The 23,241-nt window shown below is 66.4% G+C and carries 15 protein-coding genes; 7 read left to right on the top strand and 8 right to left on the bottom strand.

Translation table 11 applies throughout. The annotated features are described in order from the left end of the window. Positions 1 to 358 precede the first annotated feature (358 nt). Both CFB18_RS05360 and lepA read right to left on the bottom strand, forming a co-directional pair. Positions 359 to 1,831 (bottom strand): hypothetical protein, encoded by a 1,473-nt coding sequence (locus CFB18_RS05360; RefSeq protein ID WP_143597527.1) that lies wholly within the window; start codon positions 1,829 to 1,831, stop codon positions 359 to 361. Between the two features lie 253 nt (positions 1,832 to 2,084). Next, the gene (gene lepA, locus CFB18_RS05355; RefSeq protein ID WP_088570774.1) at positions 2,085 to 3,890 is read right to left on the bottom strand and encodes a translation elongation factor 4; all 1,806 of its coding nucleotides are present in this window, start codon (positions 3,888 to 3,890) and stop codon (positions 2,085 to 2,087) included. Between the two features lie 324 nt (positions 3,891 to 4,214). Between lepA and CFB18_RS05350 the strand changes: the two genes are divergently transcribed. The 4 genes from CFB18_RS05350 (at position 4,215) to rpsU (ending at position 9,072) form a co-directional block, all read left to right on the top strand. Beyond that, positions 4,215 to 6,659, top strand: coding sequence for a penicillin acylase family protein (locus CFB18_RS05350; protein ID WP_088570773.1), 2,445 nt, complete (start codon positions 4,215 to 4,217; stop codon positions 6,657 to 6,659). Between the two features lie 21 nt (positions 6,660 to 6,680). After that, positions 6,681 to 7,595 (top strand): TIGR01777 family oxidoreductase, encoded by a 915-nt coding sequence (locus CFB18_RS05345; RefSeq protein WP_088570772.1) that lies wholly within the window; start codon positions 6,681 to 6,683, stop codon positions 7,593 to 7,595. 190 nt (positions 7,596 to 7,785) lie between these two features. Next, positions 7,786 to 8,769 carry a serine/threonine-protein kinase gene (locus CFB18_RS05340; protein ID WP_088570771.1) on the top strand — a complete coding sequence of 328 codons (984 nt, stop codon included), beginning with the start codon at positions 7,786 to 7,788 and terminating at the stop codon, positions 8,767 to 8,769. Between the two features lie 99 nt (positions 8,770 to 8,868). Next, the gene (gene rpsU, locus CFB18_RS05335) at positions 8,869 to 9,072 is read left to right on the top strand and encodes a 30S ribosomal protein S21 (protein ID WP_234977017.1); all 204 of its coding nucleotides are present in this window, start codon (positions 8,869 to 8,871) and stop codon (positions 9,070 to 9,072) included. Between the two features lie 165 nt (positions 9,073 to 9,237). On the opposite strand, the gene CFB18_RS05330 is transcribed toward rpsU, so the two are convergent. Beyond that, positions 9,238 to 9,456 carry a hypothetical protein gene (locus CFB18_RS05330; protein WP_143597526.1) on the bottom strand — a complete coding sequence of 73 codons (219 nt, stop codon included), beginning with the start codon at positions 9,454 to 9,456 and terminating at the stop codon, positions 9,238 to 9,240. Between the two features lie 286 nt (positions 9,457 to 9,742). Between CFB18_RS05330 and CFB18_RS05325 the strand changes: the two genes are divergently transcribed. Then, positions 9,743 to 10,339, top strand: coding sequence for a helix-turn-helix transcriptional regulator (locus tag CFB18_RS05325; RefSeq protein WP_088570768.1), 597 nt, complete (start codon positions 9,743 to 9,745; stop codon positions 10,337 to 10,339). Positions 10,340 to 10,512: 173 nt separating this feature from the next. Here CFB18_RS05325 and CFB18_RS05320 read toward each other — a convergent pair whose 3' ends face one another. The 5 genes from CFB18_RS05320 to rplS form a co-directional block, all read right to left on the bottom strand. Next, positions 10,513 to 11,820, bottom strand: coding sequence for a tripartite tricarboxylate transporter permease (locus tag CFB18_RS05320; protein ID WP_088570767.1), 1,308 nt, complete (start codon positions 11,818 to 11,820; stop codon positions 10,513 to 10,515). 18 nt (positions 11,821 to 11,838) lie between these two features. Continuing rightward, a complete protein-coding gene (locus CFB18_RS05315; RefSeq protein WP_159461591.1) occupies positions 11,839 to 12,387 on the bottom strand; it encodes a 5-formyltetrahydrofolate cyclo-ligase in 549 nt (182 codons plus the stop codon). A gap of 147 nt (positions 12,388 to 12,534) precedes the next feature. Further along, positions 12,535 to 13,311 carry a hypothetical protein gene (locus CFB18_RS05310; RefSeq protein ID WP_088570765.1) on the bottom strand — a complete coding sequence of 259 codons (777 nt, stop codon included), beginning with the start codon at positions 13,309 to 13,311 and terminating at the stop codon, positions 12,535 to 12,537. A gap of 39 nt (positions 13,312 to 13,350) precedes the next feature. After that, positions 13,351 to 14,880: a YifB family Mg chelatase-like AAA ATPase gene (locus tag CFB18_RS05305; RefSeq protein WP_088570764.1), complete on the bottom strand. Its 1,530-nt coding sequence runs from the start codon at positions 14,878 to 14,880 to the stop codon at positions 13,351 to 13,353. Between the two features lie 208 nt (positions 14,881 to 15,088). Then, positions 15,089 to 15,508 (bottom strand): 50S ribosomal protein L19, encoded by a 420-nt coding sequence (gene rplS, locus CFB18_RS05300; RefSeq protein ID WP_088570763.1) that lies wholly within the window; start codon positions 15,506 to 15,508, stop codon positions 15,089 to 15,091. Between the two features lie 634 nt (positions 15,509 to 16,142). On the opposite strand from rplS, the gene nrdR reads away from it, so the two are divergent. Next, on the top strand, positions 16,143 to 16,682 hold the full coding sequence (gene nrdR, locus CFB18_RS05295; protein ID WP_200808094.1) for a transcriptional regulator NrdR: 540 nt from the start codon (positions 16,143 to 16,145) through the stop codon (positions 16,680 to 16,682). Between the two features lie 314 nt (positions 16,683 to 16,996). Then, positions 16,997 to 23,146, top strand: a complete 6,150-nt coding sequence (locus CFB18_RS05290) for a ribonucleotide reductase barrel domain-containing protein (protein ID WP_088570762.1) — start codon at positions 16,997 to 16,999, stop codon at positions 23,144 to 23,146. Positions 23,147 to 23,241: the final 95 nt, after the last annotated feature.

The following is a 23,241-nucleotide window of genomic DNA, read 5'->3' as shown; positions in this document are numbered from 1 at the left end:
CCGCCGCCTTTGCTTGGCTGCGCGCCGCCGGCGGTGTTTAGGTGTCACCCCCAAAAGCCGGTAGCGCACCCGCACTCCCTTTCGCTCACCCCCCTCCTGCTAGGCTTTGGGCGCCGAAAGGAAGACCTCTCCCAGGCCGGTTTCGATCGCCCGCCGGCCGTCCTCCACAAGGGAAAGCGCCTTCGCGCCGGCAAGCCTCACCCGCACCCGGGAAAGATCCGCCCCGGGGGCGGCAGATCTTCTAGCTGGCCTTGAGGCGCACCTCCACCCCTGGTCACACCTCTCCCAGGGAAAGCTCCCGATACACCGCAAGCCCGCTCTTGTGCCTGTGCAGATCGTCGCCCAGGAAGTAGCTCACCTATCGGAGCACCAGCGGCAAATACAGCCGCCAGGCCATGGCGTCGCTGCAGAGGATGGCGCTCTGGGTAGCCAGCGTCCCCACGGAAGGGGACAACGCATCCACCACCAGAGCTACATCCGTCGCCTGGACGGTGGGCGTGCCGATGAACAAAGTGTTGAGATCGATGGGAGTGACCCTCGTGGGAAGGTCCTGCTCCAGACACCCGCTGCTCCCAGTCGCATCGGCCCGAACGAGGTATTGGTCTTCCCCACTGACGTTGGACGACAAGCCCACCAGCAAGAAGCCGCCGTCGGGGGCGGCTGCGGCTGCGGCAGCGCTATCATCGTATGTCCTTCCGTAGCGGCGTCCCCACTGGACTACCCCGTCGGGGGTCATCTTCGCAGCTGCCATGTCCCGGAAGTCTTCTTCCCAGGCGACGCCCACGAGCAGCACGTCACCGTCGCTCAGCGGAACCGTGTCCCGTATCCCCTGGAAAAAATGGGACACGAACTCGGCCCACCGCAGGTTGCCGCTGCTGTCGGCGCGCAGCACCCACGGGCCGCTCCCTCCCAGTCCTCGGAGGTCGTCACCGAACCCGGCGAGCACGAAGTCGCCGCCGGGCAGCCGTACGACTGTGTGGGGTTCCCATGTAATGAAGCCGTTAAACTGTTGACCATACATCCGCGCCCAATCCACGTTCCCATCGGCGTCGATCTTGAAGGCCAGGGCTACGCCGGCTTGAAACATTTCTCCCACCAGCAGCGCTCCGCCATCTGGCGTGGGAGTCACATCCCTGAGAAGGTCGAGGGCGTTGCCAAGGGCGTCGTATGTGCGGCTCCACCGGAGCGTGCCGTCCGGGCCGATCTTGGCGGCGAACATTCTGTAGGAAGTTGCGTCCAGGCCGCTGTGCCCGATCAGAAGAAAGTCGCCATCAGATGTGGTCACGGCGCGACGGATGCTGATGTGGATGCTTCCCGAGGACGAGCGATAGGTCTTGTTCCACAGGACCTCGCCAGACGCACCGATCTTGAGCACCTCAGCAACTGCTTTGCCCCCGTAGCAACACGCGCTGCCGGCCAGCAGAAAGCCGCCGTCCGGGGTCGGAACCAGATCAAGGGCGCGGCCTCCTTCGGGGGGAAGACCACCGCCGTCTTTTTGCAGGACGTTGTAGGTGCGGTTCCACAGCACATTCCCGGCGGCGTCTGTTTTCATCAGATAGAAGTCCGAGGTGTTGTAAGGGTTCCCGGCGATCCCCGCGAGGAGGAAGCCGCCGTCGGCGGTGGTTGCCGCCGCCAACGGCCCGGGGCTCCAGGGTGGGAGGGTATAGACCCGCTGGAAGCGGGTTCCGGCCGCGGCGGCGCTGGCCGCGGCCCGGCAGACGGCCGCCGGCCCGCTAGAGGCTCCCGTGAGAGGAAGCCCCCACCACCCGCCCATCATCAGCGCGAGCAGGGCCACGATGGCCCGCACGGCCCCTGATCGCCTCCCCCGCACGCCATTACCCGTATGGTTCGGTCGCCTTCGATGCCAGAACATCGCCCACCTCATATCGGCAGCGAGATCCAGGGATCGGAGGGGGGAAACCATACCCCGCATGGAGCTCGGGCACAGACGGAAGGGCCCCCTCTCGCCATCCCGGGCCCCAATCTACGGGAGGTGTGGGAACAAATTGGGAACAGACCGGGCTCGTGGAGGAGGCGCAAGGACATCGGAGGGTAAGGAAGAAAAGAGAACAGAGGAGGGCAGCTCAGGCCTCCCGGCCCAGCCGGAGGACGGCCAGGAAGGCCTCCTGGGGGACTTCCACGCGGCCGATCATCTTGAGGCGCTTCTTCCCTTCCTTCTGCTTCTCCAGCAGCTTCCGCTTGCGGGTGACGTCGCCCCCGTAGCACTTGGCCAGCACGTCTTTGCGCATGGCCTTAATGGTGGCCCGGGCGATAACCCGCCCGCCCACCGCCGCCTGGATGGCCACGTCGAACAGCTGGCGGGGGATCACCTCCCGCAGCTTCTCCACCAGGGCGCGTCCCTTGGCATACGCCTGATCCCGGTGCACGATCAGCGCCAGGGCGTCCACCGGCTGGCCGTGCACCAGGAGGTCCAGCCTCACCAGATCCCCCGCCCGATACCCGATGAAGGTGTAATCCATGGAGGCGTAGCCCCGGGTGCGGCTCTTGAGGGCATCGTAGAAATCGATGAGCAGCTCGGCCAGGGGGACCTCGGCCTCGATCATCACCCGCCGCGGATCCAGATAGGTCATGTTCTGATAGACGCCCCGACGCGAGGTGATGAGATCCATCACCGGCCCGATGTAATCGGCCGGGGTGATGAGGGTGACCTTCATCCACGGCTCCCGGATCTCCTCGATCCACGAGGCGTCCGGGAGATCCGAAGGGCGGGTGATGGTCCTCACCGAGCCGTCCCGCAACACCACCTCATACTCCACGCTGGGGGCGGTGGCCACGATGTCCAGCCCATACTCCCGCTCTAAGCGCTCCTGGACGATCTCCATATGGAACATCCCCAGGAAGCCGCAGCGAAAGCCGAAGCCCAGGGCCTGGGAGGTTTCCGGCTGGAAGACCAGGGCGGCGTCGTTGAGCTGCAGCTTCTCCAGGGCCTCCCGCAACAGCTCGTAATCCTCCCCCTCCGAGGGATAGAAGCTGGCGAAGACCATGGGCTTGGGGGGGCGGAACCCGGGAAGGGGCTCGGGGGCCGGGCGATCGGTCGTGGTCAGGGTATCCCCCACCCGACACTCCCGCACAGATTTCAGGCCCGTGGCCACGTAACCCACCTCGCCGGCCTCCAGGCGGCCCGTTGGAGTGAAGTCCGGGGTGAAGACCCCGATCTCCACCGGCTCGCTGGTCACCCCGGTGGACATCACCATGATCTTCCGCCCCATGGAGACGGTCCCGTTGACCACCCGCACGTAGGCGATGACGCCCTTGTAGGGATCGTAGTGGCTGTCGAAGATCAGGGCCTGAAGGGGGGCCTCCGGATCCCCCCGGGGGGGAGGGACGCGCTGCACCACCGCCTCCAGGACCTCCTCCACGCCGATCCCCAATTTGGCGGAGATCCGGAGGACCTCCGATTCGGGGACACCGATGAGCTCGGCGATCTCCCGGGCCACCTCGTCGGGCCGCGCCGCCGGCAGGTCGATCTTGTTCACGACCGGGATGATCACCAGGTCATGCTCCAGGGCCAGATAGAGGTTGGCCAGGGTCTGGGCCTCGATGCCCTGGGTGGCGTCCACCAGCAGCACCGCCCCCTCGCAGGCGGCCATGGCCCGGCCCACCTCATACGAAAAGTCCACGTGGCCCGGCGTGTCGATCAGGTTCAGGATGTAGGTCTGCCCGTCCCGCGCCGTGTAGCGCATCCGGACGGCCGAGGCCTTGATGGTGACCCCCCGCTCCCGCTCCAGATCCATGGAGTCCAGCACCAGCTCCACCCCATCCCGCGTCTGGATGGTGCCGGTGCGCTCCAGGAGCCGGTCCGCCAGGGTGGTCTTGCCGTGATCCACGTGGGCGATGATGCAAAAGTTGCGGATGCGCTCCAATCCCATCGCTCCCCCGTCCGGGTTCGGGAAGAGGTACACCCGAAGCCGGTCTCGCTGTGCATCATACCCATGGCGCGAAACGGGTGTCAAATGCCTCCGCCGATTGAAATCGGCCGCTCAAGGCGCTGGCGCGCCAGGCGTCGGCCTCCACCGACGCAAAAGATGCTTTCTCGGTCGGCGCAGGCCGACCGCTGGCCAAAGGCCTCTCAAGGCCGAATTCATTCGACGCCCAAGGCCACCCGGGTGTAGGATAGAAAAGTGCCGCCCCGGGGATGGACAGGCTACCGGGGCGGGCTCCGAACCTGAGGGAACCTCTCACAGGAGGCCGCCATGCGCCGCCGTATGCGGCTCTGGATCGGGATCGCCCTGGGGATCCTGATCCTGCTCTTCCTCGCCGGAGGCGCCCTCGCTTTCTACCGGGCCTCCCGCCAGCCCTTCCCCCAGACCCGCGGGACCCTCCGCCTCCCCGGCCTGCGGGCCCCGGTCACCGTCATCCGCGATCGCTGGGGAGTGCCCCACATCTACGCCTCCAACCTCCACGACCTGTTCATGGCCCAGGGCTTCGTCCACGCCCAGGACCGCTTCTGGCAGATGGAGTTCTGGCGCCACATCGGGACCGGGCGCCTCTCGGAGATGCTGGGGAAGACCACCCTGAACCAGGATCGCTTCATCCGCACCCTGGGCTGGAACCGGGCCGCCCAGCAGGACCTGGAGCGCCTCGGCCCGGAGGAACGGGCCATCCTCGAGGCCTACGCGGCCGGGGTGAACGCTTACCTGGAACACCACCGAGACCGTCTGCCCCTGGAGTTCACCCTCTTCCGCCTGTTCGGGCGCCGCTGGGAGATCGAGCCCTGGCAGCCCCTGCACACCGTGGCCTGGGCCAAGGTGATGGCCTGGGACCTGGGGGGCAACTGGGACGACGAGCTGCTCAACGCCCGTATCGTCGACCGGATCGGGGCGGAACGCCTGAAGGAGCTCGTCCTCCCCTACCCCGCCGACCGCCCGATCATTGTCCCGACGCCAGTGGCCGAAGTTCCAGAGGAAACCCTGCGGGCACTGCTGGACATCGGCCGCTCCCTCCAGCGGATGACCCTGGGGGATGCCCCGGACATTGGGTCCAACAACTGGGTGGTGGCCGGATCCCGCACCGTCACCGGAAAGCCTCTCCTGGCCAACGATCCGCACCTGAGCATCCAGATGCCCAGCATCTGGTATGAGGTGGCCCTGCACTGCGAGCCCGTCACCCCCGAATGCCCCCTCCGGGTCGCCGGCGCCTCCTTCCCCGGCGTCCCCGGCGTCGTGATCGGCCACAACGACCGCATCGCCTGGGGCGTGACCAACATAGGGCCCGATGTCCAGGACCTCTATCTGGAGCGGGCGAACCCCCAGAACCCCTTCGAGGTCGAATTTCAAGGGAAGTGGGAGCCCGTCCGGGTGATCACCGAGGAGATCCGCATCGCCGGACAGGCGGAGCCTCTTCTCCTCCCGGTGCGGATCACCCGGCACGGCCCGGTGATCAACGACGTGGTGGAAGCCCTGACCCGCACCCAGACCCTCTACGCCTTCCGCTGGACCGCCCTGGAGCCCTCTGGAATCGTGCGGGCACTCCTGCGGCTGAACCGCGCCCGGAACTGGGAGGAGTTCCACGCCGCCCTGGCCGACTGGGACGTCCCCGGCCAGAACTTCGTTTATGCGGATGTAGACGGCCACATCGGCTACCAGGCCACCGGCCGCATCCCCATCCGGGCGAAGGGGGACGGCCTGTTGCCCGTCCCGGGCTGGACCGGCGAATACGAGTGGACGGGATATGTCCCCTACGAGGAGATGCCCCGGCGGCTGGACCCGCCGGAGGGCTTCATCGTCACCGCCAACAACGCGGTGGTGGATCCGGCCTATCCCTACTTCCTGGCCGCCGTGTGGGATTACGGGGACCGGGCCCAGCGCATCACGGATCTGCTCCGGGCGAAGGACCGGCTCTCCATCGAAGACATGGCCGCCATCCAGAACGACACCTTCTCTCTGGCCGCCCAGGCCATCACGCCCTACGTTCTCCAGGTCTCGTTTACCGATCCTCTCGCCCGCCAGGCCCAGGATCTCCTGCGGGCCTGGGATTTCCGAGCCACCCCGGAGAGCCCGGCCCCCACGATCTTCGAGGCCTTCCTCCGGCATCTCCTTCACGAAGCGTGGGTGGACGAGCTGGGTGAGGAGATTGTGCGGGAGCTGCTGACCGGGGGCAGCCACAACCGATACTGGGCCCGCTGGGCGCTGGCCCAGCCGGACCTGGCGTGGTGGGACGATCTCCGCACGCCGCAGCGGGAGACCCGGGATGACATCGTGCGGCGGGCCTTCGAGCAGGCCGTGGCTGAGCTGCGCGGGCGCCTCGGCCCGGATCCCCGCGCCTGGGCCTGGGGGAAGGTCCACACGGCCACCTTCGTCCACGGGACCCTGGGACAATCCGGTATTGGGCTGGTCGAGGCCATCTTCAACCGCGGCCCCTACCCGGCCCCCGGGACCAGCGCGGCGGTAAACAACATCGGGTTCAATGTCCAGAAAGGGTTCGCCGTCCGCAGCCTGCCCTCCCTCCGCTTCATCGCCTCCATCGCCAACTGGTCCGACAGCCGCTTCATCCACACCACCGGCCAGTCCGGGCTGCCCTATCATCCCCACTACGACGACTTCATCCCGCTCTGGCTGAAGGGGGAGTATCACCCGATGCTCTGGTCCAGGGAGGAAGTAGAACGGAATGCGGAGGGCGTCCTTATCCTGCAGCCGTAGCTTCCGCCTGAGGAGGATCGCATGCGCGTGCTGATCACCGGAGGGACCGGATTGCTGGGCCGGGCCCTGGCGGAGGCGCTCCGCCAGGCGGGCGATGAGGTGATCGTCCTCTCCCGGCGACCAGAGCCGGCGCGCCTGCCTCCCGGCGTGCAGGGGGCGCGCTGGGACGGGCGCACCCCGGAGGGATGGGGGCATCTGGTGGAGGGGGCCTTCGCGATCATCAACCTGGCCGGGGAGAGCATCGGCCAGCGGTGGACCGAGGCCACCAAGCGTCGCATCCGCGAGAGCCGGCTGAACGCCGGCCGCGCCATCGTGGAGGCCATCGCCGCCGCCCGGGAGAAACCCCAGGTCGTCCTTCAGGCCTCCGCCGTGGGTTACTACGGGCCCCGGGGCGAGGAGCGGTTAACGGAAGAGGATCCCCCAGGGAGCGATTTCCTGGCCCGCCTGGCCGTGGACTGGGAGGCCAGCACGCAGCCCGTGGAGGCCATGGGAGTCCGCCGGGTGATCCTGCGCACCGGGATCGTTCTGGCGAAGGATGGGGGCGCCCTGCCCCGCCTGCTCCTTCCCTTCCGCCTCTTCCTGGGCGGCCCCCTGGGGAACGGCCGCCAAGGGTGGTCCTGGATCCACCGGGATGACTGGGTGGAGGCGGCGCGCTTCCTGATGGAGAACCCGGAGGCCCGGGGGCCCTACAACCTCACCGCCCCCCAGCCGGTCAGCAACGCCGAGCTCTGCCGGATCCTGGGGAAGGTGATAGGGCGCCCCTCCTGGCTGCCGGTGCCCGCCTTCGCCCTGCGCCTGCTGTTCGGGGAGGGGGCCGACTTCCTGCTTACCGGCCAGTTCGTGCTCCCCAAGCGTTTGCTCGAGGCCGGCTTCACCTTCCGTTACCCGGATCCCGAATCCGCTCTGCGGGCCATCCTGCGCCCCACCGCCTCATAAGTTCGAGTGCGTCCCATCCCGGCGAGGTCGGGGAGGTCCTGCGAGGGGCCTCCCCGATCCTTTATGTTTCCGCAGCCCCTCCCCGACGGCGCGGGCTCCCCTCGGTTAAAATGAAGCAAAGCGCTCCGGAATCGGGATCCTGCCCGCCGCCCAGCCGGGGCGCGCTTTGGAGTGGGGGAAGAGGACCGCCATGCTCAAGCCGGGGACGTTGCTCCACGGCCGCTACCGCATCCTGCGCCCCATCGGACGAGGTGGGATGGGCGCCGTCTACGAAGCCGAGGACACGCTGCTGGAGGGACGCCGTTGCGCCATCAAGGAGATCCTGCTCGGCTTCGAGGCGGATCCCGCTTATCGGGAGCAGGCCCGCGCCCAGTTCTATCGCGAGGCCAGTGTCCTGGCCCGGCTGGATCATCCCAACCTCCCCAAGGTCTCCGATTATTTCTCCGAAGGGGATCGCGACTATCTGGTGATGGATTTCGTCCCCGGCCGGGACCTGCGGGAGCTCATCGACGAGGCCCGGGAGAGCGGCCGCTTCCTCGACGAGCGGACGGTGCTGAGCTGGGCGGAGCAGCTGTGCGAGGCCCTGGATTACCTGCACCGGCAGAACCCGCCCATCGTCCACCGGGACATCAAACCCTCGAACATCAAGCTGACCCCCGACGGCCGGATCAAGCTGGTGGACTTCGGCCTGGTCAAACTCCTGGCGCCGGATGAGGACCGCACCATCACGGTCCTGCAGGGGCGCGGCACCGCGGCCTACACGCCGCTGGAGCAGTATGGGGGGGACGTCGGACACACGGATATCCGCTCGGACATCTATGCCCTGGGAGCTACGCTCTATCATCTGTTGACCAACACGCCCCCGCCGGACGCACGGCAACGTTTCCTGAAGCCGGACAGCCTGATCCCGCCCCGCGCCCTCAACCCGCGCATCTCCCCCCGGGTGGAGCGGGCGATCCTGAACGCCATGGCGTTGCATCCGGATGACCGTCCTCCCAGCATCGCTGCCTTCCGGGCCGAGCTGCTGGGGACGGCCCCGCCCTCCCCACCCGCAGCGGTCTGGGCGCCCCCCGAAAGCCCATGGGAGGTCCTCTGGCGGCGCCACCGACTTCTGGCCTTGGCCGCCCTGGGGATCTTCGTCCTCGCCCTGCTGATCACCCTGATGCACGGGTAGGCGCCGACGCCCATTGACAATCCCCTGCCGCTTCCCCTATAATGGGAAGCGTGAGGCAGATCGATCCGAACACGAAAGGGGGTGGGAAGGTTGGCGCGCGTGGTCATCGAGGAGGGGGAGTCCTTCGAGTCGGCCCTCAAGCGGTTCAACAAGCAGATCCAGGCCGACAAGTTGCTTTCGGAGCTCCGCCGCCGGCGCTACTACGAGCCGCCCAGCGTGATCCGCAAGCGCAAGAAGGCGGCCAAGCTGCGCAAGAGCCGGCGGACGACGCTCAAGGCCCTGCGGGCCGCCGGTTTGCTCTGAGCGGAAACGCCGAAGCCCTGAAGGAGATGAGGGGCGGGGATCTTTCCCCGCCCCTCATCCGTTTTCGGATCCCGGCTTGCGAACCGGCAACCCCTTCTCCTCCGGCTCGCGTCAGGAAGTCGGATTCAGCGGTCGAAAGCCCGGCGCTTCCCCTTAGCCCCACGCCTATGGGAGCATCTCCGTCTTCAGCACCGCATCCAGCACGATCATCGCTGCCAGGGCCAGCGGGAGCGCCGTGCCCAGATGATAAATCCAGCCGTATTTGGCAGGGGGGATCGCATAGAGGGCCAGGACACACAGATCCAGGGCGATCCCGATGATCAGCCCGCCCACGATCACGGCGATGCGTTTGGCCAGCATCCCACCTCCCTCCGCGAAGTTCATCGAGCGCCTTCTTCACTGAAACCCCTCACCAACACAGATAGAATTGTAGCCAGCCCCGATCGCTCCGTCAATGGGAAACCCATAAATTCAGAGCCGGGAAGCGTTTTTGAGAGACAATGACCGCCTTCCCAGCCCCCGTGGACAACCAGCAGCCCATGATTGGGTCAGCTCCATTGACATTTTTCCCGGGATCGGTTATGCTGGAGATAGAGGGGCCAGCGGGGATGGACGGCGATGGCGGAGATCTTAGGGGAGGCACAGGCTTCCCTGACTCCGGAGGTGGCCGATGCAGGCCACGAGGTCTCGTATCCTTCAGATCCTGCGGGAACGAGGAGAAGCCACCGCTGTCGAGCTGGCCACACGGCTGGGCCTCCGCGCCGTCACCGTCCGGCATCACCTCCGCGTCCTGCGCGCCGAGGGCCTGATCCGGGAGGTCCGCACCCACCGCAACGGCCGCGGGCGTCCTCGCCTGGTCTTCACCCTCACCGAGGCCGCCAACCGTCTCTTCCCACGGAACTACGAAGGGCTCGTCCGCCATCTCCTCCCGGTCGCCCTCTCGACGGCGGAGGTCCGTCAGATCGCCCGACGCATCAGCGAGGAGGCCGCCCTCCAGGGACTGGCCGGTCCGGCCCGGCTCGCCGCCGTCGTTTCCTTCCTTAACTCGAAGGGCTACCTGGCCCGGATCGAGCCCGCGACCAACGGCCCGGCCTGGCTGGAGATCCGCAACTGCCCCTACCTGGAGGTCGCCCGGGAACAGGAGGGGCTTTGCGCCCTGGACGCCGCCCTGATGGAGGAGCTGCTCGGGGCGCCGACGGAGCGGGTCTCCTGCATCATCCACGGGGATCCGGCCTGCCGTTACCGCATCCACTCCGAAGCGGCCTGATCCCCCGCCCTGGCCGAATGACCTTCCCAGGGGTAGGGGCGAAAAATTTTTTCGCCCCTACATCTACATCCTTACATCCCCCGACACCGGGACACGGCGCGGGGAGATAGGGGTGCAGCGGCGCTGCGCCCCTACTTGACAATCCCAACAACACCGAAGGGAATGACCCCGGGTTACACGCCCAGTATGCGCCACGCCGCATCCTCCAGCCCCAGACGGCGCAGGGTGAGGGGCACCAGGATCACCCCCAGGGTGTTCAGGCGACGGCTGCCGGTGAGGGAGGGAAGCAGGCCGATGCCAGAGGCGGCGAGCAGGACCGCGAGTCCCGGGATCCCCCCTAACCCTGCGATGCTGAGGACGATCAGGGCCAGTGCCGCCGCGTAAACCCCGCGCCAGGCTCGGGAGGCGGACCAGCGGCTCATCCCCCAGGTGAGGGGCTCCATCAGTAGGAAGGCCAGCGCCGCCGCCAGCGCGGTGGCCAGGACCGCTGCGCGATAACGGTCCGGCGTCGCCGGCCCGGCCCAGGGGGCCAGCATCGTCCCCAGACCACCCCGCGGCGCGGGGGCGTCCGGCAGGAGAAGCAGCCAGAAGACGCCGACGCTGTAGAAAGCTCGGGCCGCCCCTTGGGCAACCAGGAAGGCGCGATCATCCCGCTGGGCCGTGGCGTGACCCGCCAGTAGCCCCCCGATCCCCGCCGTCACCCCCGGGAAAAGCACCGCGAATACACCCCCCAGCAACCCGGCTCCCACCCCCCGCGCCCAGACCCCGAACGAAAGGGCCTCGCCCGAGGGGCGTGGGGGAGCCGGCCGCCCACCTGTCATCGCCTGCAGCAGGCCGGGGACCGCGAACAGCCCCAGGAAGGCGGGGATCAACGGCTGACGCGCCAGGGGACCGGTGAGAGGGTTCCGGGCGAGCAGGAGAAAGCCCAACGCTCCGGAAAGAGTGAAGGTGACCACCCCGGCGCCGAGCCGCGCCCAGACCGCCATCAGACGCCGGCCCGGCGTGGGCAGCCGCTCGGCGCCCCACGGCCATTCCGAAAGCAACAGGAAGGCGCTGAGGGCCAGCAGGATCCAGCCCACGTGCGGCACCAGCACCGCCCGCAGCGCCGCCCATCCCCGAGGCCAGAGGGGCGCCGAGAGCAGCAGGACCATCACGGCTCCCCACGCCCCCCATCTGGCCCATTGCACCGCCTCCTGCCCCCATCCCTCCCGGAGGGCCTTCTGAGCCGGCAACAGGATCCCCATGGTCCCTTCGTCCGGGGTTTGATAGAACACCGCCGGGGCCAAGTGGAAGAACGCGTAACCCACCGCCACCCCGATGCCCAGCCCCAGCCCGCCGTCGGCCGGAAGGATCCCTTTTCGCTCCTGAAGGGTGAACAGAAGGGCCGCCACCAGATTGTAAGGGTGCAGACCGGGGACCATGGCGCTCGCCCCGCTCAGCGCCAACCCCATCCCGACTCCGAGCAGCAACTCCGCGGACATCGGAGCGCCCCCCGTCCGTCAGTCCTCCGCCCGGAGCCAGCCGGCCTCCGTCAGGATCCACTGCACCCGGCTGTCCTGAGCGGTGTGGGGGAGCGCATCCACCACGAAGCGGGCGTAAGTGACCCCGACGGTGATCCCTCGAAGACGTGGGAGGAGGCGGTCGAAATACCCGCCGCCGTATCCCAGCCGGAAGCCCCGGCGATCGAACGCCACCCCCGGGATGAGGGCCAGCTCGATCGCCTCCGGGGCCACCGCGGGGCACTCCGGCGTCGGCTCCAGCATGCCGTAAGGATGCCGCTCCAGAGCGCCCGGCTGATACAGATGGAGCGATAGCTCCCGGGAAGGGGCGATCCGGGGGAGGACCCATTGCTTCGTGGGGTGGCGGTCGAGCAGCGGTGTCAGATCGATCTCGTTCCGGAAGGCCATATACGTCAGCACCGTATGGGCCTGTGCAAAGGGAGGCCATGCCTCCAGGTGCGCGCGGACCGCCGCGCTGGCGGCGGCGACGATCTCCGGAGGCAACGCCTCCCGCTCGGCGAGCCATCGGGCGCGCAGGGCCCGCTTCATCCCGCGGATCGATCCCGGAGATGGAGATTCATCCCGCTCATTCATCCCCTGGTGTCCCCTCATCATTCGCGTGAAGGTAGGGGCGACCGGCCGGTCGCCCCTACCTTCAGGAACCCGATGACCAAGGCATAGGTGGGATGCACCCGATTATCCAGACGCCCTCCGCTCCCCCTGTGGGTCCGGCGCGTCAACCGGAAGCCAGGCGGCCAGCTGCTGCGCCCAGCGCTCCGCAGCCCGGCGGGCGGCCTCCCGGAAATCCATGCGTCGGGAGGCGTAGAGGATCGGCTCCCCCACAAACACCACCGCCGGCGGCGGCCCTCCGGCCATCCTGGAAAGGTCCGCGGGATCCTGGACCTCCAGGGCGACCCATCGGAGGTCCTCGGGGACGGAGAGCGGGGTGCTGTATGCGAGGCCCGCCAGCAGGCCACGGGCGCGGGCGGCACGGGCGTGGCGGCCGGCGATCTCGGCCTCCGGCGCCTCCCGAGCCCACCAGAAGATCGCCCCGTTGGCAGCCCCTTGGGGGACTGCCTCCGCCGGGAGCTCGGGAGCCACCGTCACCGCGTCCGCTCCCCACACCTCAAAGGCGGCCCGGAGATACGCGCCCGCCGAAGCCGGATCCCGCCACCGGGCGTCCAGCAGGATGGGCAGATCGTCGGGGAGATAGCGGATCAGACGCTCCATCGCCACCATCCCGGCCGCGCCCTCGGCCAGGAAGGGGATCAGCGGGACGGCGCAGGCGCAGATCCACGGCTCGACTTCCTCCAGGATGGCTCGGGCGAAGGGGAAGACCGGGTCATCCACCGGCAACATCGGCGCCGGCATCCGATCCCGCCACACCGCCAGGGCAAGGCCCAGGCGGGTCCGCCGCTGCCGTTGTGCATTCCAGAGCTTCCCCCAGAAATCCGGGCGTCCGGGGATCGTCATGGCAACCGCTCCGCTCTGAAGCACTGCGATCCGGCGGGCTCACGCGCCGGCCATCGGCCAGCGGGGACGATACTGCAGGGCCTCGGCGATGTGATGGGCTTGCAGGATCTCCGAGCCCTCCAGGTCCGCGATGGTGCGGGCCACCTTCAGAACCCGATGATAAGCCCGGGCGGAAAGGTGCAATTGCTGCATCGCCGCCCGCAACAGGGCCTGGGCCTGGGGCTCCATCGGACAATACGCGCGGATGTGCCCGGGCCCCATCTCCGCGTTGCACGTCACTCCGGTTCCGTGGAAGCGCAGGCGTTGGAGGGCCCGGGCGCGTTCCACCCGCTCCCGGATCTGTGCCGAAGGCTCACCCCGCCGGTCGTCGGACAGCTTCTCATACTCCACCCGCGGGACCTCGATCTGGATATCGATGCGATCCAGCAGCGGCCCGCTGAGGCGTTTCTGGTAACGGGCGACCATGGCCGGGGAACAAGTGCAGGGCTTGATGGGATCGCCGTAGTAGCCGCATGGGCACGGGTTCATGGCCGCCACCAACATGAACGCCGCCGGGAACTCCAGGGTCCCGGCGGCCCGGCTGATCACCACTCGCTTGTCCTCCAGGGGCTGACGCAGCACCTCCAAAGCGCGCAGATCGAACTCCGGCAGCTCGTCCAGGAAGAGCACCCCTCGGTGAGCCAGGGAGATCTCCCCTGGGCGAGGAAAACGCCCCCCGCCTACCAGGCCAGCATGGCTGATGGTGTGATGGGGCGCCCGGAAGGGACGCTGGCGGATCAGAGGGAACTCCGAGGAAAGAAGGTCCGCGACGCTGTAGATGCGGGTCACCTCCAGCGCCTCCTCCAGGGAGAGGCGGGGGAGGATCCCGGGGAGGGCCCGGGCCAGCAACGTCTTCCCGGTCCCGGGCGGGCCGATCATCAGCACATTGTGGTTGCCGGCCGCCGCCACCTCCAGGGCCCGCTTCGCGTGCTCCTGCCCCTTGATGTCCGCGAAGTCCACCGCGGGAGGCGTGTCGATCCAGCGATCCAGCGGCGTGGGCGGCTGCGTCGGAATCGGACGCTGCCCGAGCAGGTGATCCACCAGCTCCCGCAAGGAGGCCACGGGGTAGATCTCGATCTCCGGCACCAGGGCGGCCTCCGGGGCGTCTGCGGCGGGGACGAAGAGGCGGCGGATGCCCATCTCCCGGGCCAGGGCGGCCATCACCAGGGCCCCCGGCACATGGCGCACCGACCCGTCCAGCCCCAGCTCTCCCACCACCATGGCCGCTTCCACGGCGTTCAGGGGGAGCTGCTCGGAGGCGATCAGCACCCCCAGGGCGATGGGGAGATCATAAGAAGGGCCCTCCTTGCGCAGGTCCGCCGGCGCCAGGTTGACCACGATGCGGGCCAGCGGGAAGGACAGGCCGGCATAGCGGATCGCTGAGCGCACCCGCTCCCGCGCCTCCTGAACCGCCGCGTCCGGCAGCCCGACGATGGTGAACCCCGGCTGCCCACGGCTGACGTCCACCTCCACCGCCACAGGCTCCCCTTTCAGCCCGATCAGGGCGCAGCTCCACAGACGGGCGAGCATCCCGGCTCCTTCGCGCGGAATCCCTGGAGCGGGAGGCCGTCCGATGGCCTCTCCCGAACATGCGCTCCCAATTAAATGATAGCCGGTGGTCCGGGCGGCTCTCCGTCCCTCTCAGGAAAAAGACGCCGAAAAGGGCGGATGGAAGCTTCTCTTCCCATCCGCCCCGGCGGCATGCGCTCGATCGCAAGATGCCGGTTGAGAGGAGGGGCTACGCGCCGGCTTCCTCGGGGGCCTCAGGCGCTTCGGGGGGGAGTTCCGCGGCCTCAGGGGCGGCGATCAGGCGCTCCTTCAAGCGGGCCGCCTTGCCGAACCGCTCCCGCAGATAATACAGCCGGGCGCGGCGGACCCGGGAGTGGCGCACGACCTCGATGTGGTCGATGCGCGGGGAATACAGGGGAAAGGTGCGCTCCACCCCAATGCCGTGGGCGGCGATGCGGCGCACGGTGAAAGTGCGGCCGGTGCCGCTGCCCCGGATGCGGATCACCGTCCCCTGAAAAACCTGCACCCGCTCCTTATCGCCCTCTCGCACCCGCAGGTGCACGCGCACCACATCGCCCGGCCGGAGCTCCGGGACCGGCCGCCCAGCGATCCATTCCCGCTCCAGCTGCTGAAGGATCAGATCACTCATCCCGATTCCCTCTCCACCGAGATTTGCCCCGAATGGCTTCATGATGGCGACGATCAGGATCCTGGAGGACCCCGTCCCGATCGCCCCGCTGGCCTCTTCCGGATCTCCGTCCCCAGGTGGCCACGGGGTTCGCAAGCGTGCCGATGGCCGATCTTCGCCGCGATCCGCATGCAGAGGGACATTATAGCCGCCCCGTATGATCCTGACAACATCACCCCCAACGCGGGTGTGTCCCGATTTTGTCGGGCCTGGCCGCCTTGTAGGACAACTGCAAGCAGTTGTCCTACGATTTTGGGACGCACCTCAACGCGCAATGAGGGTGACCCGACCGGTCCCCTCTGACTCCACCCCACATCCCCAAGATCCATCCGCCGGGAACGGATCCCCAGCGCCCGGATCCATCCAGAAGAACCGACAAGCCCCGCAACGAGGGGTGGACCACGCCGAGATCTCAGCCCCTCCCCGGCGTCCCCCGATCCTCCGATGTACATCCCCGGGAGGGGGATCCTCCTCCCATCCCTCGGGAGCGGATATCAAGGAAAGGGCCGGCCGGGAACGCGCCCCCGGCGCAGCCCATCCCCCTTGACAGGCCGACCCAGCTATGCTATGATGGAAGCCCGCTTGAGGCCGGAAGATGTGGCGGGGCTCCGGCCATCTTACCCAAGATCTGGGGGTTCCCGACGTGCGTTGTCCCTTCTGCGGGAGCGAGGAGACGCGGGTGATCGATACCACGCCGGAGGCGGAGCGGCGGGCGGTGCGGCGCCGTCGGGAGTGCCCCCGGTGTCTGCGCCGGTTCACCACCATCGAGCGTCCGATCCATCTGGCGCCCATGGTCATCAAGCGGGATGGACGGCGGGAGCCTTTCGATCGGGAGAAGCTGTTGCGGGGGATCCAGATCGCCTGCGCCAAGCGGCCCATCCCGGCGGAGGCCCTGGAGCGGCTGGTGGAGCGCATCGAGGCCCGCATCCAGGCCATGGGCAAGCCGGAGATCCCCAGCCGGCAGATCGGCGACATGGTGATCGCCGGGTTAAAGGAGCTGGACGAGATCGCCTACATCCGCTATGCCATCGTCTATCTTGGACTAAGCGACCTGGAAAGCATCCGCCGGGAGATCGATAGCCTCCTGGAGGCCCGAGCCCGGGAAGGCGCCCCCTCCCCGGCCGGCCCGGCCTGAACGCGCCCACCCCTCGGGCCCTGCCACATCCCAACCGAACGGAAGCCACACCCAGGATCCCGCTGTGCTCCGGGATCCACCATATATGGGATTCAAACACATAGTCACCGCCATATATGGCGTTCCCTGTGTTCCGGCAGGAGGCGGGACGGGAGGTGGGAGGTTAACCGTCATGCAGGCAGAAGCGTATTCCGATTTCCGTTGGGACGCGCGGGTTCGGCGCTCAGGGCGAACGAGGGACGGAATCTCATGGATGGCGCTACACGCGTGATCCGTGGAGCACTTCGAATCCATCCCACCGGAAGGAGGCGGCCATGACGACGCGCTGGGAGATCCGAGTGGATGAGGCCAACCCGGAGGAGGAGATCCCCTTAACAGAGAACGGCCGCATCGTTCTGGAGCGGCGGTATCTGCGCAAGGGGCCGGACGGCCGTCCCGTCGAGACGATCCCCCAGATGTTCCGCCGGGTGGCCCGGGCCATCGCCGAGGCCGAGAAGGAGCTGGGCGGCGATCCGGCCCTGTGGGAGGAGCGGTTCTACCAGCTGCTCACCTCCCTCCGCTTCCTCCCCAACTCCCCTACCTTCACCGGCGCCGGCACCCCGCTGGGGCAGCTGGCGGCGTGTTTCACGCCGGAAATACGGGTGATAACAGAGCATGGACTCAAACGGATCGCCGACCTACAGCCCGGTGATCGCGTTCTGACTCATCGAGGCCGCTACCAGCCGGTCCTGCAGACGTCTCGACGATTTTATCGGGGGCCGTTGCGGATCATCAAAGTGCGACGAATCGGCCGGAGGATCGAAGCAACCCCGGAGCATCCTTTTCTGACTCCTCGGGGATGGGTGATGGCCGCAGATCTCCGTCCCGGAGATCGCGTTGCCATCGGCTTTCCGAAAGGCATTCTTCCTACACCCTCCTTCGATTTAGCGGAGACCCTCTCTGGGGAAGATCTCGAAGTCCAGAGCACCCCTACCACGATTCGGGTTCGTCGACCGGCTGCTTATCAAAATTCCGGCCGCCAAGCTCGCTGGATCCCACGCCATATCCCACTTAGCTCCGAGGTTGCACGACTTTGTGGATACTACGTGGCTGAGGGAACACTTGGTCCAGATCTTGAATATGTGCGGTTCACTTTTTCCATCAAAGAAAAGGAATATCATGCCGATGTCTCGAATATATTGAGTAGCATTTTAGGATTTACACCTATTATGAATTCTTCAAGGGGAAACTGGGTTCACATTGATTTATATAATCGAGCTCTTGCCCAGTGGTTCTTTACTCAATTTGGTCGACATTCCTACAACAAACGCATCCCTATTTGGATGCAATATGCCAATTTTGATCTTCAAGAAGAGTTTCTAACAGGTCTATTTCGAGGAGACGGATTTTACAGCGAGAAAGCGTATCTGATTAATGGGAGGAAATCCGCCAAATTATTCAGGGCATTCCGACTCACGTTAAGCAACCCGACTCTTATCTTTCAGACGTGGCAAATTTTGCTTCGATTGGGATATGAAGCATCGATTCGTGGCGTAGATACCGCTTATGTGACTCCAAATGCCCGTGAGGCTGCTCAGATCATCATGCCTCCTCTCCGATCTCGACGATTAATTGAAAAGGCTTTCGGGATCCATCTCCCAGACGCCGGAGTGTCAAATAATAGGGTGTTACGGGACGAAGAACACGTTTACTTCGAAATAGAAAACATAGACGAAATTTATTACGAAGGATATGTTTATAACTGTGAAGTAGAAGAAGATCACACTTACGTTGTAGAAGGTGTTGTAGTTCATAATTGTTTTGTCCTCCCCCTTGAAGACGACATGGGAAAGATCCCGGGAGGGATCTTCCAGACGCTGCGGGATGCGGCGCTGATCCAGCAGACCGGCGGCGGCAACGGCTTCTCCTTCTCCCGCCTGCGCCCCAAGAACGCCGTAGTCTTCTCCTCCATGGGCCGCGCCACCGGCCCGGTGGGCTTCCTGCGGGTCTACGATCGCGCCTTCGGGGAGATCGCGCAGGGCGGAACGCGCCGGGGCGCCAACATGGCGGTGTTGCGGGTGGACCACCCGGACATCGAGGAGTTCATCACCTGTAAAACGGACGAGAACGCCATCACCAACTTCAACATCTCGGTGGGCATCACCGACGCCTTCATGCGGGCGGTGGAGAACGACGAGGAGTGGGAGCTGCGCTTCCCGGATGTGCTGCACCCCGCGTATCGCAACTTCCGGGGGACCCTGGAGGACGCCGAGCGGGCGGGCATCCCCATTCGGGTCTACAAGCGCGTGCGGGCCCGGGACCTCTTCCGCAAGATCGCGACCCAGGCCCACCACAACGGCGAGCCCGGCGTCCTCTTCCTGGACACCGCCAACCGCTCGAACCCGGTCCCGCATCTCTATACGCTGGAAGCTACAAACCCTTGTGTGACTGGGGACACGCTGGTGGCCACCCCGCAGGGCTGGCGGTATGCGGCGGAGATCCGAGTCGGTGATGAGATCTGCACCGTTCTGGGGACCGGTCGGGTGGAGCGTATTGAAGTCTATGAGCAGCGCCCTGTATATCGTGTTTTCCTGTCTGACGGAGGCGTGATCAAGGTCACCGCGGCCCATCAGTTCCACGTCCGGGATTCCCGGACGAAGTTTTATGAGCCTCGTCGGGTGGATCAGCTGAAGCCGGGCGATTGGGTCCGGGTGTTCCCAGCCCGAATGCCGAATAACCCCGTCCCGGACAAGCCGCCTCATCTCAGCGATCGGGAGTTCGGGTTCCTGATCGGTGTGCTGGTCGGAGATGGGTGCTATACCGAGCGCGCCCTCTTCCCCAATGTGGTCCGTGTCAGCACCCACGCCGATGAGGAAGAATGGAACGCGGTGGTGCAGGAGGCCTTTCAGAAGCTGGGAGCCACCCATTTCGCGACCTATGTCAATCCAGGTTCCCGCTCCATGATGATGGATCCCGAGCCGGGTCCTGTCATTGCGGACTGGGTGCGCACGCTCCTTCTGCCCCTCGCGCGGAGCCCGGAGAAGCGCTTGCCTCTGGTTTACATCAACAGCAACCGTGAGTTCCTGGAAGGGCTTTTGGATGGGTTGTTCAGCACGGATGGAAGCGTGGATCTCTCCTCTAACCATCCTCTTCTTCGTTTCCACACCTCCAGTGAGGAGCTGGCCCGTCAGGTTCGGCTGATCCTGCTCATGTTCGGAATCCATGCCCGCATCCATCGAACCGTTCGCAAGCGGCATGCCCTGAACGGCCGGGAGATCCGCCATGATCGACCCAAATATGAGGTGGTGATCTCCGGGGCCAGCTTGGGACGGTTTATTGAACAAATCCGACTCAGCCATCCGGAGAAGAGGCGGCGGCTGGAAGAGGCCGCCCTACGCTGCAACTTCACCGGCGGGAACTGGGCCGCCCAGGTGGTGAAGATTGAGTTCGCTGGATACGAAACGGTTTATGACCTCTACGAGCCCCGAAGCGACACCTGGATCACGGAAGGCTATGTCTCCCGGGGATGCGGTGAACAGTGGTTGGGGCCTTATGAAAACTGCTGTCTGGGCTCCGTGAACCTGGCCCGCCACGTGAAATACGTGAACGGCAAGGCGGAGGTGGACTGGGAGAAGCTGCGGGAGACGGTGGAGTGGGCCACCCGCTTCCTGGACAACGTGGTCCAGGTCAACCAGTATGTGCCCGCCGTCCCTCAGCTGAAGGAGGCTGCCTTCAAGACCCGCCGCATCGGCCTGGGCTTCATGGGGCTGGCGGATCTGATGTATCACCTGCGGATCCGCTACGGCTCCGAGGAGGGCCAAGAGTTCGCCGCCCAGATCGCGGAGTTCATCCGCTATCACGCGATGCGGACCAGCATCGAGCTGGCCCGGGAGCGGGGGCCCTTCCCGGCCATCCGGGGCAGCATCTATGATCCCGAGGACCTGAAGTGGGAGCCCCCGAAGCCCCTCAAGCCCTACACCCGCGACTGGGGTCGACCCCCACTCGACTGGAACGCCATCGTGGAGGGGATCCGCCGTCACGGCATCCGCAACGCCGCTCAAACAACCGTCGCGCCGACCGGTACCCTCTCCACCGTCGCCGGCTGCGAGGGCTATGGGTGCGAGCCGGTCTTCGCCCTGGCCTACATCCGTTACGTCCACGAGGCCGAAGGGCGCCTGGAGCTGCGCTACGTCAGCCCCCTCTTCATGCGCGCCCTCAAAGAGGCCGGCCTCGACGAGGAGACCCGCGCCCGGATCATCGAGGAGGTCCTGCGCAAGGGCACCTGCCAGCACATCCAGGAGCTCCCGGACTGGATCCGCCACACCTTCGTGGTCGCCCAGGACCTCACCCCCGAAGAACACGTGTGGATGCAGGCCAGCATCCAGGCGTTTATCGACAACAGCATCAGCAAATGCGTCACAGGCGACACCATGGTCCTGACCGCCCAGGGCCTCCTTCCGATCGCGGAGATCTCCCCCATGCGCCTGCCGGATCAGTTCGAGCCGTTGGACCTGGATGTGGTCACCCCCTATGGGATCAAACGGGCGGCGGCCTTCTACTACGGCGGACGCCGGGAGATCCGGCGGATCCATCTGGCGTATGGCTACCAGATCGCCGGAACGCCGAACCATCGCGTCCATGTCCTGGGCCCGGACGGCCGGATTTGCTTCCGTCGGCTGGATGAGCTGCAACCGGGGGACCTGGTCGTCCTCTATGTCGGACAGCAACAGTTCGGGCCCGCGGGACAGCCTCTGCCCCCGTATTCGGGAGCCTACCGGACGCGCTCCAAGCCGGTTCGCTGGCCGGAGCGGATGTCGCCGGACCTGGCTTATGTGCTGGGGTGGATCACCTCGGAGGGCAGCATCACCGCAAACGGCGTTACGATCGCTCACCACAGCCGGAAGCTCCTGGAGGGATTGGCTCGTCTTTTCGAGGACCTCTTTGGCTTGAAGGGGCATATCCTGAAGGACAAGCGCCGGGAGGTTTACACGCTGCAGGTGAACTCCAGGGCCCTCCGGCACTGGCTGCTGAACGACCTGGGCATGAAGGCCGGGGCTCGGAACAAGATCATCCCGCTCTGTGTTCTGAAAGGCAGCCGGGAGGAGATCAAAGCCTTCCTGAAGGGACTGTTGCAGGACGCCTTTATGAGCCAGGACGGGCGGATGTTCGGGATCACCCTGTCCAGCCTGACCCTGATCCGCCAGCTCCAAGCCTTGTTCCTGAACCTGGGCGTCCTTTCCCGCCTCCACCGCTCAGGCCCCCATGCCTGGGGTCTGACGGTCTCCGGAAAGGCCTTAGAGCGCCTGGCGGAGTTCCTGGAGTTTGAGGAGCCATGGAAAGCCCAGCGCCTGAGCAGGCGGCATGAGGGGCGCCGGCATCGCCTGTTTAACTACTCGGAGCTCATGCCATCCACGCTCACCACAGCCCTCCGGGCGATGCAGGAATCGTCCTCTCGTTCCCTGCGTAGTTTGTATCCAGAGGACAGGATTGCTTACCAGCGAGCTCGTGTCGCCCTGTTGAAGGGACATCGCCTCGATCGGGAAACCACCCAAGCGATTTACACCCACTTCCACGATGTCGCCCATCCTTACGCCCGCGCCTTCTTCGAAGAAGACCGGGAGGATCGCTTCTTCGTGGAGGTGGAGCGGGTGGAGAGCGATTTCGCCGAGGTCTTCGATCTCTACGTGCCCGACTCCCACACCTTCATCGCCAACGGCCTGTGCAATCACAATACCATCAACTTCCCCGCCACCGCCACCGTGGAGGACGTCGAGCGGGCCTATATGATGGCTTGGAAGCTGGGCTGCAAAGGGCTTACCGTATACGTCGCCGGCTCCCGCCAGAAAGAAGTCCTGGAGACCCTGGAGACCAAGGCCAAGAAGGAGCAGAAGGAGGCCGCGATGGTTCCCGCTCAGCCGACGCTGCCGCAACCGGTGGGCCCGACGGTGCGCCCCCGGCCCCAGAAGCTCGCGGGCGTGACCTATCGCATCGCCACGCCGGTGGGGACGGCCTTCATCACCCTGAACGAGAACGGGGAGGGCCAGCCCTTCGAGGTGTTCCTGAACGTGGGGAAGGCCGGCTCGGACATCGCGGCGGTGGCGGAGGCCATCGGGCGGCTGATCTCCCTGCTGCTGCGGCTGCCTTCGCCTGTGCCCCCGGCCGAGCGGCTGCGCCAGGTGGTGGACCAGCTCCAGGGCATCGGCGGGGGGCGCGCCCTGGGCTTCGGACCGGAGCGGGTTCGCAGCCTCCCCGACGGCATCGCCCGGGTGCTGGCGGAGTATCTGGCCGAGCGGGGCCTGGAGCTCCCCGCCGCCCCCGCCCCTGCGGTCCAGCCCGCCCTCCCGTTATCAGAACCCCATCCCGGCCAGGAGGAGCCGAGGGCCATGGGGCCGGTGGGGGACATCTGCCCCCAGTGCGGGGAGGCCACCCTGCTGGAACAGGAGGGATGCCGGACCTGCTACAACTGCGGCTACAGCGAGTGTTAGCGCGGCATCCGGAGACGCCGGAGCGCGAGGGGATTGGGCTCAGCAGCCTGTAGGAGAGCGCCCCTCGCGCTCCGCACCCGGCGAGGATCCGCTAT

The sequence above is a fragment of the Thermoflexus hugenholtzii JAD2 genome (assembly GCF_900187885.1).
Classification (GTDB): Bacteria; Chloroflexota; Anaerolineae; order Thermoflexales; family Thermoflexaceae; genus Thermoflexus; species Thermoflexus hugenholtzii.
The sequence above is the reverse complement of the archived record's forward strand: the minus strand, read 5'-3'. Positions and strand labels throughout refer to the sequence as shown.

Coding starts and splice junctions, on each gene's coding strand:
- CFB18_RS05305 (WP_088570764.1), bottom strand. CDS start 14,880: ATGCTCGCCCGTCTGTGGAGCTGCGCCCTGATCGGGCTGAAAGGGGAG.
- CFB18_RS05315 (WP_159461591.1), bottom strand. CDS start 12,387: ATGAAGCGGGCCCTGCGCGCCCGATGGCTCGCCGAGCGGGAGGCGTTG.
- CFB18_RS05320 (WP_088570767.1), bottom strand. CDS start 11,820: ATGTCCGCGGAGTTGCTGCTCGGAGTCGGGATGGGGTTGGCGCTGAGC.
- CFB18_RS05325 (WP_088570768.1), top strand. CDS start 9,743: ATGCAGGCCACGAGGTCTCGTATCCTTCAGATCCTGCGGGAACGAGGA.
- nrdR (WP_200808094.1), top strand. CDS start 16,143: ATGTGGCGGGGCTCCGGCCATCTTACCCAAGATCTGGGGGTTCCCGAC.
- CFB18_RS05340 (WP_088570771.1), top strand. CDS start 7,786: ATGCTCAAGCCGGGGACGTTGCTCCACGGCCGCTACCGCATCCTGCGC.
- lepA (WP_088570774.1), bottom strand. CDS start 3,890: ATGGGATTGGAGCGCATCCGCAACTTTTGCATCATCGCCCACGTGGAT.
- CFB18_RS05345 (WP_088570772.1), top strand. CDS start 6,681: ATGCGCGTGCTGATCACCGGAGGGACCGGATTGCTGGGCCGGGCCCTG.
- CFB18_RS05350 (WP_088570773.1), top strand. CDS start 4,215: ATGCGCCGCCGTATGCGGCTCTGGATCGGGATCGCCCTGGGGATCCTG.
- CFB18_RS05330 (WP_143597526.1), bottom strand. CDS start 9,456: ATGAACTTCGCGGAGGGAGGTGGGATGCTGGCCAAACGCATCGCCGTG.
- CFB18_RS05310 (WP_088570765.1), bottom strand. CDS start 13,311: ATGACGATCCCCGGACGCCCGGATTTCTGGGGGAAGCTCTGGAATGCA.
- rplS (WP_088570763.1), bottom strand. CDS start 15,508: ATGAGTGATCTGATCCTTCAGCAGCTGGAGCGGGAATGGATCGCTGGG.
- CFB18_RS05290 (WP_088570762.1), top strand. CDS start 16,997: ATGACGACGCGCTGGGAGATCCGAGTGGATGAGGCCAACCCGGAGGAG.